Origin of the sequence: Aestuariispira insulae (assembly GCF_003385955.1) — a bacterium.
Taxonomy (GTDB): Bacteria; Pseudomonadota; Alphaproteobacteria; order UBA8366; family Aestuariispiraceae; genus Aestuariispira; species Aestuariispira insulae.
The window spans coordinates 336305-351917 of record NZ_QRDW01000005.1 but is presented as its reverse complement, the minus strand read 5'-3'; the positions used below and the strand labels follow the sequence as shown (position 1 = coordinate 351917).

16 protein-coding genes are annotated in these 15613 nt (G+C 56.2%); 7 read left to right on the top strand and 9 right to left on the bottom strand.

Going from position 1 to position 15613, the window contains the following annotated elements:
- Position 1: 1 nt before the first annotated feature.
- The 3 genes from DFP90_RS14405 to DFP90_RS14395 all read left to right on the top strand — a co-directional run bounded on the left by DFP90_RS14405 (position 2) and on the right by DFP90_RS14395 (position 2766).
- On the top strand, positions 2–826 hold the full coding sequence (locus DFP90_RS14405; protein ID WP_115937184.1) for an ABC transporter permease subunit: 825 nt from the start codon (positions 2–4) through the stop codon (positions 824–826).
- Positions 823–1485, top strand: coding sequence for a helix-turn-helix domain-containing protein (locus tag DFP90_RS14400; RefSeq protein ID WP_245957080.1), 663 nt, complete (start codon positions 823–825; stop codon positions 1483–1485). The genes DFP90_RS14405 and DFP90_RS14400 overlap by 4 nt, the downstream gene beginning before the upstream one ends.
- A gap of 90 nt (positions 1486–1575) precedes the next feature.
- The gene (locus DFP90_RS14395; RefSeq protein ID WP_181905367.1) at positions 1576–2766 is read left to right on the top strand and encodes an MFS transporter; all 1191 of its coding nucleotides are present in this window, start codon (positions 1576–1578) and stop codon (positions 2764–2766) included.
- Between the two features lie 13 nt (positions 2767–2779).
- Here DFP90_RS14395 and DFP90_RS14390 read toward each other — a convergent pair whose 3' ends face one another.
- Genes DFP90_RS14390 through DFP90_RS14365 form a run of 6 tightly spaced genes read right to left on the bottom strand, consistent with a single transcriptional unit; the run spans position 2780 to position 5889 of the window.
- The gene (locus DFP90_RS14390) at positions 2780–3277 is read right to left on the bottom strand and encodes a P-loop nucleotide/nucleoside kinase family protein (protein ID WP_115937182.1); all 498 of its coding nucleotides are present in this window, start codon (positions 3275–3277) and stop codon (positions 2780–2782) included.
- A gap of 17 nt (positions 3278–3294) precedes the next feature.
- On the bottom strand, positions 3295–3717 hold the full coding sequence (locus tag DFP90_RS14385; protein ID WP_342767804.1) for a DUF2155 domain-containing protein: 423 nt from the start codon (positions 3715–3717) through the stop codon (positions 3295–3297).
- A 5-nt stretch (positions 3718–3722) separates the two neighbouring features.
- Positions 3723–4496: a class I SAM-dependent methyltransferase gene (locus DFP90_RS14380; RefSeq protein WP_115937181.1), complete on the bottom strand. Its 774-nt coding sequence runs from the start codon at positions 4494–4496 to the stop codon at positions 3723–3725.
- Positions 4497–4513: 17 nt separating this feature from the next.
- Positions 4514–4966, bottom strand: a complete 453-nt coding sequence (mlaD, locus tag DFP90_RS14375; protein ID WP_115937180.1) for an outer membrane lipid asymmetry maintenance protein MlaD — start codon at positions 4964–4966, stop codon at positions 4514–4516.
- On the bottom strand, positions 4963–5475 hold the full coding sequence (locus DFP90_RS14370) for an MlaD family protein (RefSeq protein WP_115937179.1): 513 nt from the start codon (positions 5473–5475) through the stop codon (positions 4963–4965). Before DFP90_RS14370 ends, mlaD begins: the two co-directional genes overlap by 4 nt.
- 60 nt (positions 5476–5535) lie before the next feature.
- Positions 5536–5889: an NADH:ubiquinone oxidoreductase subunit NDUFA12 gene (locus DFP90_RS14365; RefSeq protein ID WP_115937178.1), complete on the bottom strand. Its 354-nt coding sequence runs from the start codon at positions 5887–5889 to the stop codon at positions 5536–5538.
- Between the two features lie 649 nt (positions 5890–6538).
- Between DFP90_RS14365 and DFP90_RS14360 the strand changes: the two genes are divergently transcribed.
- From DFP90_RS14360 to DFP90_RS14350, 3 genes are all read left to right on the top strand, one after another.
- Entirely contained in the window at positions 6539–10186 is a 3648-nt protein-coding gene (locus DFP90_RS14360; RefSeq protein WP_115937177.1) for a vitamin B12-dependent ribonucleotide reductase, read from the top strand.
- 212 nt (positions 10187–10398) lie between these two features.
- Positions 10399–11259: an AraC family transcriptional regulator gene (locus DFP90_RS14355; RefSeq protein ID WP_181905366.1), complete on the top strand. Its 861-nt coding sequence runs from the start codon at positions 10399–10401 to the stop codon at positions 11257–11259.
- Positions 11260–11309: 50 nt separating this feature from the next.
- Positions 11310–11852, top strand: coding sequence for a YbhB/YbcL family Raf kinase inhibitor-like protein (locus DFP90_RS14350; RefSeq protein WP_115937175.1), 543 nt, complete (start codon positions 11310–11312; stop codon positions 11850–11852).
- Positions 11853–11855: 3 nt separating this feature from the next.
- On the opposite strand, the gene DFP90_RS14345 is transcribed toward DFP90_RS14350, so the two are convergent.
- The gene (locus DFP90_RS14345) at positions 11856–12392 is read right to left on the bottom strand and encodes a GNAT family N-acetyltransferase (protein WP_115937174.1); all 537 of its coding nucleotides are present in this window, start codon (positions 12390–12392) and stop codon (positions 11856–11858) included.
- A 78-nt stretch (positions 12393–12470) separates the two neighbouring features.
- Entirely contained in the window at positions 12471–13562 is a 1092-nt protein-coding gene (locus DFP90_RS14340) for a response regulator (RefSeq protein ID WP_181905365.1), read from the bottom strand.
- Positions 13563–13730: 168 nt separating this feature from the next.
- Between DFP90_RS14340 and DFP90_RS14335 the strand changes: the two genes are divergently transcribed.
- Positions 13731–14336, top strand: a complete 606-nt coding sequence (locus tag DFP90_RS14335; RefSeq protein WP_115937172.1) for an HAD family hydrolase — start codon at positions 13731–13733, stop codon at positions 14334–14336.
- 26 nt (positions 14337–14362) lie between these two features.
- Here the strand turns inward: DFP90_RS14335 and DFP90_RS14330 are convergent, their stop codons facing one another.
- On the bottom strand, positions 14363–15436 hold the full coding sequence (locus DFP90_RS14330) for an EAL domain-containing protein (RefSeq protein WP_115937171.1): 1074 nt from the start codon (positions 15434–15436) through the stop codon (positions 14363–14365).
- Between the last annotated feature and the right edge of the window lie 177 nt (positions 15437–15613).

Sequence of the window (15613 nt, the reverse complement as noted above, 5' to 3'; positions counted from 1 at the left end):
CATGAGAAAAGGATTATCCCCCTTCAATATCGTCTCGCTGGTGATGGGATTCAGCTTTCTCTATCTGCCGATCCTGCTGCTGGTGCTGTTCAGCTTTAACGAATCAAAGCTGGTCACCGTCTGGGGCGGATTTTCCACCAAATGGTATGGTGAGATGATCCGCAACGAAGGCTTGATGGACGCGGCCTGGATGACATTGAAGATTGCTGTGGTCTCATCCACCTTCGCCACCATTCTGGGCACCATTGCAGGCCTGGTCATGGTGCGGTTCGGATCCTTCCGCGGCCGCCTGCTGTTTTCCGGCATGATCTATGCGCCGTTGGTGATGCCGGAAGTGATCACGGGCCTCTCACTGCTTCTGATGTTTGTGGCCATCTCGCTGGATCGCGGCTTCTTGACCATCACCATCGCCCATATCACCTTTTCCATGTGTTATGTGGCGGTTGTTGTGCAGTCGCGCATGGTGACTTTTGACCAGTCCATTGAAGAAGCCGCCCTGGATCTGGGCTGCCCACCGATGCGGACCTTCTTTACCGTGACCCTGCCGATCATCATGCCGGCGGTTGTCTCGGGCTGGCTGCTCTCCTTCACCCTGTCGCTCGATGATCTGGTGATTGCCAGCTTCACCAGCGGCCCCGGCTCCACCACCCTGCCGATGAAGATCTATTCGTCGGTACGCTTAGGCGTGACACCGGAGATCAACGCCATCTCTACCATTCTGGTTGGGTTGGTGACGGTCGGTGTGCTGGTGGCCAGCTATGTCTCCAGACGCCAGACATTGATCCGCCAACGTGATGAACGGCTGGCGGCAGCGGAAGCCACATGACCCAAACCGAAACGGGCGGCTGCATTAGCCGCCCGTTTTCTTTTCCAGCCCCGCCTGATACCATCTGGACCATGCAGAATGCTTTCGATGGAAAAGAATTGCGACGCTGGCGGCGTGCGCAAGAGATCAAGCAGGACAGCCTGGCGGAGACGCTGGGTGTCACGCAGGCGAGTGTCTCACGCTGGGAACAGGGCCAGCAGGCCCCGTCTCCCCATATCCTGCGCATCCTTGAGGCGATGATAACAGGCCAGGGCCGGACCGGGCTCGATGGCGTGTTAAAACGCCTGATCCAGAGTTCACGCGATTCCGTTCATATCGTTGAGGACCGATCCCACCGTTTGTTGGCAACCTCACAAACCCGGCTCGACGAATGGCAACGGCAGGGAACGGACCTCATGGGCCAATCGCTCTGGCGCTACGCCACGGAAGAAATCGCCGCCGCCGAAGCAGCCTTGGACGATCTTGGATGGTGGGATGACGGTATCGATTGCCTGGCCTTTCCGGTCCAGGGTCGCGACGGGCCGCCGATGCGGGTCAAGCCCCAGCATGTCTTATGGGAACGCATCCGCCTGGATGACGGATCCTACGGCCGCTTGACCACCAGCATAGACGGTCAGGCCTTTGACGCTCTGCCGCCTTCCTACAGACGGCATTTCTAACCCAACCGTCTCAAGACATGTATGTTTTATACGTTGGGTCTTCCCGCTATACGATTTAGGGTTTGCGCCTGTCAAAACCGGGGAAGGACCATGGGCAATAAACGTCTCATTTTCGACATCACCATCCTTTATGGCGCGGGCATGTTCGCCGCCATGCAGCTGGGCCTGTTCAGCCCCATGGTGCCGGCCCTGCAACAGGCTTTTCAGGCGGATAAATCAGCCATAGCGCTGGCCTCTTCCCTGATCACAGGCGCAGGTGCCATATGCGGCACCTTTGCCGGAGCCTGGATCGCCAGGGCCGGTTACAAGCAGGCCCTGATCATCGGATCCATCCTGCTGATCCTGGGCACCGTCGGCCTGTCCACCGCCCCCTCCCTCGAGATTTTATACCTGTGCCGCTTTCTCTCAGGCTTTGGCTATCTGGTAGTAGTAACCGCCTGCCCCGGCATGATGTGCGCCCTGGTCAGCGGCCCGGCGCTGCATCTGGTCATGGGTATCTGGGGCACCTTTGTGCCGGTCGGTGTGGCGCTTGGGGCCTGGTTGGCCGGGGCCATGATTGAAGATCATGGCTGGCAACCGGTCATACTGGCCTCCATACTGCCGAGTACGCTTTGCATGATCGGTTTGCTGTTCCTGCGCCGGGAGAATGGCGACAGCAAACCCGCCAGGGCTGATACCGCTATCGGCCCGGTCCTGCGCAATGCGCCGGCCCTGTATATCTCGCTGGCTTTTGCGCTCTTTGCCGGCGGCACCCAGGCAGTGGCCCTCTTCCTGCCTAGTGCGCTGATTGAGTTGAGCAGCTGGCAAGTGATTGATGCAGCCACCCTGATGGGGCTGGGCTCCATCATCGGCGGTTGTATCGGCAGTGTGACGGCGGGTGCCCTGATGGCCAGGGGCTGGTCCGGCCCCACCCTGTTTTCCGGAGCCCTGATCCTGCTGGGGATGACATCTGTTTCCCTGCTCAGCGGTCCGGGGCCAGCGCTGGCTATCGCCGCAACAGGTCTTTTCTTCTTCGGCCAGGGCGTCGTCGGAGGGGCCGGTTTCGCCCTGCTGCCGGCCGTCGCAGCCCAGGGTCTTTCAATGGCGATCATCCAGGGTCTCTTCACCCAGTTCAATGAGTTTTCCGCGGTCACCCTGCCGCCCCTGATGGGGGCCACGATCGATCAATTCAGCTGGCATGGGGCCGCCTGGTTCACGGTCGTGATCCTGGCCGGTTCACTGTTTGCAATTCTGCGTTTCTCCAGGTCGATCACAGGCAGCGCGCGCCGGGCTTCCGCCTGATCAGATTCTCCTGTCACTGTCGATGAACTTTGACCACCAGGCCTTCGGCTGCGGACGGCGGGACAAAATAGCTGGTGATCACATCAAACTGTTCCGGCGATGGCGCGAATTCATGGCCGCCAGCCTCATTGCGCCGGATCATGCGCTGTTTGCAAACTTCGTCTTCAACATCCAGACAGTGAAGTTCATGACGCGTTTCGGCCCGCTCCGCGATCTCCCGCATCCAGGATCGGATTTCCGGTGTGTTGGCCGGGAAATTCAGAACGACGGAGAGGCCAGCCTTCAACAGGTCAATAATATGTCCTTCCATCTGACCTCGAAAACGATGCGCGTATTTCACATAATCGGGAATGGAGTGGATTTCCTCAGGATATAGTCCGGAGAGCCAGGCATCCTCCGCAATCAAAATCCGCCCGGTTTCTTCTGCAAGCTTTTGTGCCTGGGTTGTCTTCCCGGATGCGATCTTGCCACAGACAAGAAAAAGAGCCGGGGCCTCATTTGGTAAAACCATTGCGCGTCCGGAATTTTCTATTGCTCGTTGGTTTCTTCTGCAGGCGCCGCCGTGCCAGCTTCCCGATCCACACATTCCAGCACCCAGACGTCATAGACCGGATGTTCCAGCGCCGAGAGCGCCGGGCTGGAGGCAAACATCCAGCCATTGAACAGGCTCAGGGCCTCTTCATCGCCGCGTTTCTGTTCCCAGATTTCCAGAAAGGCCGCCGATTCCGGCGCCTCTTCCGGCGGGGTCCTGTCGCAATGGCGCGGCGTGATGGTCAGGGCACCAAAACTTACCGGCTGGTCAATAGCCGCTTCAAAGGTGGAAACCCTGGCCGTCACTTTGTCCAGGCCCTGCATGATGACCGTATTGCGCGGTTCGGCCCCGGCCTGAAAAGCAAGGCCAGCCAGCAGGGTCATGGCCCCCAGTGGGGCCAGGGCAGTCCGCATTCGCATCTTCTTCATACTTCCTCCGGTAGGTGCGCGGCAAAACGCAAACGCACATAATCGGCAAACCATTGACCGTCCGGGCGTTTGAGAACCGGTTCCAGCATTGCGCGCACATCCGCGATATAATCATCCCGCTCGCCTGCAGGCAACGCATCAAGATAGCTTTCCGCAAATGTCGCGAGCCAACCGGTCACGTCGCCCGGCAGTTCCGTCGGACGGTCGATCAGTTGAATGGTATCCACAAGAAATCCGGCCGATTTAAGGCGGGCCTCATACTCTTCGACCGATGGGAAGAACCAGGGATTGAAAGAGGCACCATTAAACCCGCGATCATCCAGCGCGCGCTCCAGAGCGGTTCGTATGTGATGCACATTGCCGTGCCCCCCAAATTCGCCGACAAAACGGCCACCGGGCTTCAACACGCCGCGAACTCCATGAATCACGGCATCGGCATCAACCATCCAATGCAATGCCGCATTGGAGAAGACCGCATCATATTTGCCGTTAAGCTGGATTGCCTGCCCGTCCATGACATGCGCATCCAGGCCTTTGGAACGCGCACCTTCAATCTGTTCCGGGCTGGCATCAATCCCCGTGACGGACCGACAACGCCGAACCAGCGCTTCGGTCAGGACCCCGTCACCGCATCCCAGGTCCAGGATATCCTCATGGGCCTGGGGGGCCAAGAGATCCAAAACCGGCACCCCAAGTGCCGCTACAAAGCCAGCATTTTTCTGGTAGCTGTCCGGATGCCAGGCCTGCGGGTGATCCTTGCTGCCGGTCATCCGTTCCCGCCTGATATTTATTGAGTGTCTTCGTTGATCAGGAAAATCGCCCGACCGATCAGGTCTTCCATGGAGAGCACATCTTCGGTATTGGAAAACTCACCGCCATTTTCCACCATCACATCGCTGCTGCCCGGCGTGATCTTGACATATTTTCCGCCCAAAATCCCGTTGGAGGAAATACTGATCTGGGAATCTTCCGGCAGACGGATCCGATCCTGAATCGAAAGTTCGACAACAGCCTGATACATTTCCGCATCCACATGCTGACCGCTGACCGATCCCACCTTCACCCCGCCGATGCGGATGTCGGAACCGATGGTCAGGCCGTCAATGGCATTGAAACGGGCCGTTGCCTGGTAACCATCGACAGTTTTGATCGATGTGTTGGAATAGGCAAAGGTGAGGAAGAACCCCGCAACCAGGAGGACAACCGCCCCCAAAATCGTTTCGATGACACTGCGCCTCATTGTTCCACCCCGGTTTCATTTACTTCTTGCATCGTCTGTTTTGCCACCGACCGGCGTTCTTCCGCCCGGGTGATGATCAATTCCAGCAATTCTTCCATGATCACGGAATCCTGGACAAATTCAAATGGATCGCCATCCATGAGCATATCCAGCTCCGCACCGGGTTCGATGCGGATATATTTACCGCCAAAAACCCCGTCGCTGACCACCTGTGCCACGCTGTCGATCGGCAGGTCGATATCTTCTGTGATGGCGATTGTAACGATGGCAGCCTTGGATTCCGCTTCCAGCTCCTGCGCTGTCACCTTGCCGATCGGAATACCTGCCAACAGAACAGGGCTGCCGATGGTGATGCCGTCTACCGCACCAAAACGCGCGGTCAGATGCATGCCCTCGCCATTGCGGCCAGGCGATGCATCGGATGCATAGGCATAGATCATGAAGGCCGCGCCAATCACAAAGACCAGCGCACCAACCAGCATGTGAAGTGATTCTTCCTTCATCCTCATGATCTGGCGTCCCCCCTTACCTGCACGGCCGTCAATCGATTGTCCAACAGGATACCCCGGTTATTCCGGCTGCCAGGCTTCGTAATCGCCGGTCGCCTTGGAGCGCTGGCCACCTTCCAGGATATGACCCGGCGGACGATAGGCCAGTTCAGTACCGGTATGGTTCGGCTCATGGGGTTTCTGCCAGGATTTGGCCGTGCCGCCGGTCGGGAAATCATTGATGGTATAGTGCAACCAGGCATTATGTTCGGGCGGCACGCGGCTGCCTTCATCGCTTTCCTTGTAAATCACCCAGCGGCGGCGACGGCTGCCCGCCTTGGCCTTCTTCTGGTGATAATATTTATTGCCAAACTGATCCTCGCCAACGAAAGAGCCGCTGAACAGGGTAATCATCCGGGTAATTGCGTTAGCCATGGATGGCGCGCTCCACCTTATTCTTTATGCATAAAAAACCGAGCGCGAATATGACATTGCCGGGCCGGTTCGTCCAGCCCCACGCGCATGCATGACTGTCATTTTGCCGCAAAACAGTCCCGGCAAGAAATCATGAAAGACTAAACCCGGTTTTTCCTGCCTTCCCCCGCCAACGTTTCTTTCCCGGATCAATCCGGGTTGCCGGGGCTCACCGCCCTAGCCGACTCACTGGAAACAAGCGGCCTGAATCGGGATGACTACCATATGATGTAGAAAAGCAACATTTTCAGAACATACTACATATAGTGTTCAAAACAGCCCGTTTCCGGCCTTTTTTAATTATTTATAAATAAAACTTCAATTATATTGTTTTTACTTACGAATACTGAGAAACCCATGTATTCAGGAAGACTAGACGAAACCACTTGCGAGCAAAGTTATTTTGTGGCTAAATATCTCGACTTGCATAGATGTTGTGTCAGAGGTCATCAGATCAGATGACGGTGTAAGGGTTATTAGACACAATATGTGGGTATCCCAACAAAGGTCCCGGCACATGGGACCGCGGTTCGGACGGGGCTTGGGGCCGGGTTCGGACTGACAATCGAATAGAGAGTCCAACTTCTTCCTGGCGAAAGGGGAGTCCGTAATGCGGATTGCGCGACAGTATACGCGAGTAAACGAATCACCATACGAAGCTATCGAATTTCGTCTCGCGACCAGTGAGATTAAAAATCCAGACGGTACCGTCGTTTTCAAGCTTGAAAATATTGAAGTCCCCGCTTCCTGGAGCCAGGTTGCAAGTGATGTGATCGCCCAGAAATATTTCCGCAAGGCCGGTGTTCCCGCCGCCCTGAAGCCGGTTCGGGAAAAAGATGTGCCGGAATGGCTGTGGCGCCGTGTGCCGGACGAAAAAGCGCTGGCCGACATCGCCGAGGAAGAACGTTTTGGTCCGGAACTATCCTCAACCCAGGTCTTTGACCGTTTGGCAGGAACCTGGACCTATTGGGGCTGGAAAGGCGGCTATTTCGATGCGGAAGAAGACGCCCGCGCCTATTTCGACGAGATGCGCTATATGCTGGCGCGCCAGATGTGTGCCCCCAACAGCCCGCAATGGTTCAATACCGGTCTGCATTGGGCCTATGGCATCGATGGCCCCGGCCAGGGTCATTATTATGTGGACTATCAAACCGGCAAGCTGACCCGGTCCAAATCGGCCTATGAACATCCGCAGCCCCATGCCTGCTTCATCCAGTCGGTTGAAGACAGCCTGGTGCATGAAAACGGCATCATGGATCTATGGGTGCGCGAAGCACGCTTGTTTAAATATGGTTCCGGCACCGGCTCCAATTTCTCCGCAATCCGTGGGGAGGGCGAACTGTTGTCCGGCGGTGGAAAATCATCGGGCCTGATGAGCTTCCTTAAGATCGGCGACCGGGCGGCGGGCGCGATCAAATCCGGCGGCACCACACGCCGCGCGGCCAAAATGGTCGTGGTCGATATCGACCATCCGGATGTGGAAGATTTCGTCATCTGGAAGGTTCAGGAAGAACAGAAAGTGGCCAGCCTGGTCACCGGTTCCAAGCTGCATAACAAACATCTCAATGACATTATGGCCGCCTGTCATGCCGATGGCGTGGATGAGGCCGACCGGTTCGACATTAAGGCCAATCCAGTCCTGAAGGAAGCCGCCAAGGCCGCACGCCGGATGATGATCCCGGAAAACTACATCAAGCGCGTCATCGATTTTGCCAGCCAGGGCTATGCTTCGATTGAATTCCCGACCTATGACACGGATTGGGATTCGGATGCTTACGCCACGGTCTCCGGCCAGAATGCCAACAATACCGTACGCTTGACCGATGACTTCATCCGCGCGGTTGCCGATGATGCGGATTGGAACCTGGTTCACCGCACCGACGGCAGTGTTGCCAAGACCGTGCGCGCCCGGGAATTGTGGGAAAAGATCGCCTATGCCGCCTGGGCCAGCGCCGATCCGGGCCTGCAGTTCGACACAACCATCAATGACTGGCATACCTGCCCCAATTCGGGCCGGATCAATGCCTCCAACCCATGTTCGGAATATATGTTCCTGGACGATACCGCCTGTAACCTGGCGTCCTTGAACCTGATGACCTTCCGACGCGAGGATGGCAGCTTTGATGTGGAAAGCTTCCGCCATGGCGTGCGCCTCTGGACCATTGCCTTGGAAATCTCGGTGCTGATGGCGCAATTCCCGTCCAAGCAGATTGCCGAACTTTCCTATCGCTATCGCACATTGGGCCTGGGCTTTGCCAATATCGGCGGCTTGCTGATGGCCAGCGGCTATTCCTATGACAGTGACGAAGGCCGCGCGCTGTGCGGTGCCATTTCCGCCGTCCTGACCGGCACCGCCTATGCCACCAGCGCCGAAATGGCCGGTGAATTGGGTGCTTTCCCGGGCTATGGCGATAACTCCGACGCCATGCTGCGGGTCATGCGCAACCATCGCCGCGCCGCCTATGGCGAGGTTGAAGGTTATGAAAGCCTGTCCATCAATCCGGTTGCCCTGGATCTGGCCAATATCCCGCACAAGGACCTGGCTGATGCGGCCATGGCCAGCTGGGATGAGGCCTTGAGCCTTGGCGAAGAACATGGCTATCGCAATGCGCAAGTTTCGGTGGTTGCCCCCACCGGCACCATCGGTCTGGTGATGGATTGCGACACCACCGGGATCGAACCCGATTTCGCCCTGGTCAAATTCAAGAAACTGGCCGGTGGCGGCTATTTCAAGATTATCAACAGAACCGTCCCCGAAGCCCTGGAAAATCTCGGTTATGCGAAGGACGTGGTCCGCGGAATGATCAATTACGCGGTTGGCCATGGCACGCTGAAAGGCGCACCGGCCATCAACCACGATACCCTGGCTGAGAAGGGCTTCGGGGAGGACCAGCTGAAGGCGGTCGAAGGTGCTCTGGGCAGCGCCTTTGAAATCAAATTCGCCTTTAACCGCTGGACCCTCGGGGATGATTTCTGCAAATCAACCCTGGGCCTCACCGATGCGCAGTTGAATGACATCAGCTTCAATCTGTTGCGCCATCTGGGCTTCAGCCGCGCCGACATTGACTTGGCCAACCTCTATTGCTGCGGGGCCATGACCCTGGAGGGCGCGCCCGGATTGAAGGACGCGCATCTGCCGATCTTCGATTGCGCCAATCCATGCGGCAAAATCGGCAAGCGTGTTTTGAATACCGAGAGCCATATCCGGATGATGGCGGCCAGCCAGCCCTTCATTTCCGGCGCAATCTCCAAGACCATTAATATGCCGAACAGTGCGACCGTTGATGAATGCAAGGACGCCTATCTTCTTTCCTGGCGTCTTGGCCTGAAAGCCAACGCGCTTTATCGCGACGGTTCCAAACTGAGCCAGCCTTTGGCCTCCGCCCTTCTTGATGACGAGGATCTGGCGGATGATCTGGCCGAGGCAACGCCAGCCGCCGCCGCTCCGATCGTGGCGGAGAAAATTGTCGAGCGCATTGTCGAGCGCGTGGCCGAACGGCGCAAGCTGCCCCACCGCCGTAAGGGCTATACCCAAAAAGCGATTGTCGGCGGCCATAAGGTCTATATCCGAACCGGCGAATATGAAGACGGCTCCGTGGGAGAGGTCTTCCTGGACATGCATAAGGAAGGCGCCGCTTTCCGGTCCCTGATGAATAATTTCGCCATCGCCATCTCCATCGGCCTCCAATATGGCGTGCCGCTGGAGGAATTTGTCGATGCCTATACCTTCACCCGGTTCGAACCCCAGGGGCTGGTCGAAGGCAATGATACGATCAAAATGGCCACATCCGTCCTGGATTACATTTTCCGCGAGCTCGCCATCAGCTATCTCAGCCGGGATGATCTTGCGCATGTGCAGCCGGGCGATATGTATCCGGATTCCATGGGCCTTGGCGAAAAAGAAAGCGCGGTGCCGGACGAACATGCCCAGGCCATCGCCGCGATCAAGAAAGTCACCAGCCGCGGCTTCATCCGCTCGAAAGACAGTTTCGACATCGTGGCCAAGCTGGGCAATGGACATAGCGGCGGACAGACCGGCGGCGACACCGGCCAGTCCCTGTCGGAAATTCAGGAACAAGTGGTAACCGTCACCGAGACGGTCCAGGAAGAAGTTGACGTGCGTCTTGACCGGATCCGGGAAGCGCGCGCGAAGGGTTACGAGGGTGATGCCTGCGGCGATTGCGGCAACTTCACGCTCGTTCGGAACGGCACCTGCATGAAATGCGTCACATGTGGCGCGACCAGCGGGTGTTCGTAAGCCAGGAGTCCTTCCTGGCACGGTGCTCCCTGTGAACTCGGGGGATTGGCCTTAACAGCCATTCCCCCCTTTTCCTCTCCCCAAGCTCCCCAGCTTGAGCACCAATAACCCTTTGCGCGCCTTACCGGCCGATGGGAACAGACAAGGGCGCTGGATAAAATCCCAGCGCCCTTCCCTTTTTTACTCTCGCCGTTACAATGACGGCCATGAACATGAAAAACAACCAGCCGCCGGCAAGCTATTTCACCCTCTGCCAGGCCAATCCGGCCCGGTTCCGGAAACTTTATACCCAGTCCTATTGCGTGCTGCATGTTTTGGGCGGTGCGAAGCATATTTACCGGCAGGACGGCAGCCAACTAACCGTAAAAACAGGGGATTTGGTCCTATTTCGGGCCGGCGAGAGCATCACTTTTGAAAACCAACCGGCGGGTACCAACGACCCTTACCGCGCTGAGGGCATCGCCTATCGCCCGGACTTTGTCGAGGCGTTCCAGGAACAGTCAAACATCAGCCGATCGGCTGAAAACAGTGATCACCGGCGACTGCCCTGCAGCGGTGATATCAGCAAAACCTATCGCCAGGCGGTCGATGCATTGCTAACGCCCGACCTGCCTGCGGCCATTGCTGAACATCGCCTGACAGAAGTTCTGATCTGGTTGACGCAGGCGGGCATCCCCCTGTTCCTGCGCCATAAACCCAGCTTCGCGGAAAGGGTCCGCCTGACATTGCTCACCGATCTCGAACATCGCTGGCGTGCGCGGGAAATCGCCGAACGGCTGGCGGTGAGCGAGGCAACCTTACGCCGAAAACTCTCGGCGGAAGAGACCAGCTTTTCCGATATCCTGCAGGATGCACGGCTGAGCCACGCACTTGACCTGCTCATGACCAGTGACAAACCGATCACGGAGATCGCCTTGACCGCTGGTTATGGCACCCCTTCCGCCTTTTCCAGAAGTTTCCGCGACCGGTTCAATCTGACCCCGCGCGAAATTCGCGTGCCCCGTGAAACATTTTCATCCACAGAAAATGATCGGATCGGGACAGAGACTGATCGGGACGGGAAAGCGGCCTGACCGGTGGCGGCCTAACCTCCTCCGTGAAACGATCTTTCAGGAGGATATTCATGAAGACAGCCACCACATTTTTTGCCGCCCTCTCCTTGTCCCTTGCCGCAAACGCCGCACAGGCGGATGATTTCAATCTCACAAGCCCGGATATCAAAGAGGGGATTCCCCTGGCCGACATTCATGTCTTCAAGGGGTTTGGCTGCGAAGGCGGCAATGTTTCCCCGGCCCTTTCCTGGACCAACCCACCGGCCGGTACCAAGAGCTTTGTCATCACCGCCTATGACCCGGATGCGCCGACCGGTTCCGGCTGGTGGCATTGGCTAGCCTTCAACATTCCTGCCGACACCCGTGCGGTTGATCAGGGTGCCAGCGGACAAATGCCCGAAGGCACGGTGGAAAGTGTAACGGATTTCGGGAAAACCGGATTTGGCGGTGCCTGCCCGCCCAAGGGCGAAATGCACCGCTATCAATTCACTATCCACGCGCTGGGCGTCGAAAAGCTGGATCTTGGCTCGGACACCAATGCCGCAGTGGTTGGCTATATGACCAACGCCAACAGCCTGGGCAAAGCCACGATCACGGTTCCCTATACCCGCTGATCCTCAAATTGGGGGAGCACGCCAGAGAATGTGATTTTCGTGGCTCTCCCCCAATAAATCAAAAAAATCGGTACCGATTTTTTCAAATCCCAGCTTGTCGTAGAACCGGATTGCCGCCGTGTTCTGGTGATTGACCGTCAGCCAAAGGCCAGCGCCGGTACCTTTTTCACCTTCTTTACCGCCGGAAGGCCCCCGTGACCGATCCAAGGCCAGCGCCAGCAGATCTCTGCCTATGCCCCGAGCGTGGAAATGCCTTGAAACATAAAGCGTTTCGATTTCCAGACGACAAGCCGGGCGAGCGGGACAGGGGACCGCCAGATGCAATTCCATCAGGCCAACAAGATTGCCCTCCAACTCGTAAAGATATGTTTCGCGCCCTTCAGTGTGAAACCGGTTCTCGAAATCTTCCGGTCTGAAATTTTCCACCACATAGCGTGCGATCCGTTCGCTGACACCCTCTGTCGCATAAGTATCCAGGAAAACCTGAGTGGCCAGAGCCGATATTTTGATGGAATCACTTTCTGTTGCCTGCCGGATCATCCCTTATCCCCTTTTCCGGTTTCGTCCGGCGCACTATTTGCCTTTGACGGAGATAAGGCAAGATCTCTCCAAGGAGGTTCAATAAAGTTCCGGTACAACCTCTTCAAACCGGTCAAAAAAACCGCTTTCCAACTGATGGCCGCGCATGGGGCGCATTTCTTCCAGCGCGTCAAACAGGCTCATGGCCGTGTGATAGGGTTTATCCTCAGTCAGGGCAGCAAAAATATCGACGATGGCAACCGCCAGGCTGAGGTCATCAATCTGGCCGCCGGCAAGCGCCAGCGGATAACCGCTGCCGTCCAGCCTTTCATGATGGCGTTCGGCCGGCATGGCGATCAGGTTGTTCACATTTTCCGATTCGCGGATATAGTGGCCGGACCATTCCGGATGTTCACGGATACGCTCCCATTCTCCGGCAGTGAGAGGCTCTTTCTTATCCAAAATAGCCCGGGGGACACGGATTTTTCCAACATCATGCAGGAACCCCACAGCGGTGATCACCTCCACATCATCGCTGCTCAAGCCAATCTGATTGCCGAACACCGTCATTAGTGCTGCGGTATGCAGTGAATGGGCATAGGTGCTTTCATGGTAGCCGGAAAGCTTCTTAAGTGCCTCAAAGGCGATGCCTGCCTCCACCGCCGTCACCACCTGACCGGTGCAGGCGTCAATGGCCTCACCATCCATCCGGCCATGCCGGATCAGATCATCGGTGATCCAGCGATAATGCTCTCGGGTGGATTTCAACAATTCCGAATGGGTGTCGGGCAGTTCGTCCCATTCCTGCTCTGCCGCATGGTCGCAGATATGCCAGAATTTTTCCAGGAACCCATATTGATCAAACGGCTTTTGCACATAATCCCGGCAGAGGCCCTCATTGCGACCGGCCTGCGCCTGGCTTTCTTCCTCTGCCAGCATCAGGATCGGGGACCGGCTTCCCTGGTCCTGCATTTTCTGGGCAATCACATAACCGTCGCTGCCGGAGAGATGGTCATCCAGGACAATCATGTGATAGGCGCGTTCCACCGCCCAACCAATAGCCTGAAAGGCATCATCGGTCAGATCCACATCGTAATAGAGATCCATCACCGGGATCACATCGCCCATGTCGCCCGCCGCCGGGGAAGCAACGAGGATCTTTTTCCGATCCGGCACATTCAGTCCGGTCATTTCATTAAGCGGTTGAATGACACCCCCCAAAATCAGCCAAGTCCTATGACGATTCTGCCTAAACTTCCCTAACATGCAGTTAAAAGTAGAGTGTCCGGTTGAAATTTATCCCGTTCCCCCGGATCATGGCTCCAAGTTTTCCTTTCCCACCTGCCAGGCTGATGCCCCATGTCTCCCCAGTTTTTTCTTTTTGATATCGGCAATGTGTTGATTGACTGGAACCCGCGTCACCTGTTCAGCGATCTGCTTCCCGATCCTGAAGAGCTGGATTTCTTTTTGACCGAAGTCTGCCCGCAAAGTTGGAACGAAGAACAGGACCGGGGCCGCCCCTGGGCCGAAGGTCTTGCGGAGGCCACTGCCCGCCATCCCGATTACCGAGACGTCATCCAGCTCTATTTCGAGCGCTGGATGGAAACGGTGGCCGGGCCGATTGAGGAAACAGTTACCCTTTTGGACAAGCTTCAGAAAATGGGCTATCCGACCTATGCACTGTCCAATTTTTCCTGGGAAACCTTTGAGAAGGTGGAGATTGTCTATCCTTTCCTCAAAAGTTTCGACGGGCGCGTTGTCTCCGGCTATGAAGGTTTGATCAAGCCCGATCCGGCCATCTTCCATCTTGCCATCGAACGGTTCGGTCTTGAACCGAGAGAAACCCTTTTTATCGATGACAACAAAGCAAATATCGAAGCGGCAGAGAGACTGGGCTTCCTGACCCATCACTTCAATAAACCAGAAGGATTGTCGCAACAATTGAGGATTATCGGGATCCTCTGACCATATAGGCACTCAGTCCCCAACCATCAGATCTGGCGTCGACGCTCCAGCATAGCTAAAGGTTCCGGGGCTGGTCTGGCAAAGAAAAAACCCTGCATAAAATCCACTTTCTGACTGGTCAGCCAGGCTGCCTCCTCCCGGGTTTCTATTCCCTCCGCAATCACACGGATTTCAAATTCATGCGCCAGACTGATGATGCGGCTCACCATCTCCGCGCGATATCGGTCACCATGGACATTCCGGATGAGGTCTTTGTCCAGCTTCACATAATCGGGCTGCAAATCCCCTAACAAGGTCAATGTTGAATACCCCGCCCCCAGATCATCCAAAGCCACTTCAAACCCCCGCTCCTGATATGTTTTGAGAATGCGCTTGAGATGATCAACATCATCAACCTGATCGGTTTCGATCACTTCGAATATCACCCGGTCGCTTTCAAGCCCGACCTGCTCGATGATCCGAAAGGTGGTGGCAAGGCAATTTGCCGGGTCATAAATCGCCGTCGGCGTAAAATTCAGGAAAAACTTGGATGTCCCGCCCGTTTTTGCCGCATTCCTGATATGGGCCTCCCGTGCGAAACGATCCAGTTGAAACAACATCTCCGCGTCACGGGCCGCAGAGAACAATTCCACAGGCGGTTTCAGGCCACCATCCTCATCAGCCCAACGCAATAAGCATTCATGGGCATAGGGTTCATTATTGCCGTCCCCATGGACAATGGGCTGAAAGAAGGTCCGCAACCGATCCCCTTTCAAGATCCCCAAAAGCCAATCGCTGCGATAGAGGGCAACCACCGCCTTCAATGTGGCCAAACCATTAAAATCCACCAGTGTCGGTTCACCACCTCCCTCATGGATTAAAACATGGGTATCGACCATTTCACCACGGGTTAGCCCCCTTTCCACCATCTCCAGAAGGTCTGGCAGGCTCTCCGGAGTCACCGCCAGCGACATGCCGTTGCCATAGTCGGTAACAGCCCCGAAAGACGTGAAGATCTTTTTCAATTTACCGCGGGTATGCCCCAAGGGGGGCCACAAAAATAGCGTCGCATCCCCTTTGATCAGTTCCGGCAGTGTTTCACATCGGGCGCAAACCGGCATAACTCAGCCCTTCCTTTGATGTTCATGCAGCCATTCAACTATCCATCAGCGAAGTAAACAGACCCTTAAACGGAAAGTTTTTGTCGGTCTTTCCCTCTATACGCTGAAAGTGGAAAAACCGATTGTGACAAGCAAATGTTAACAACTCTTGTGGTTTGATGGTCCTGTTGCGGAGAT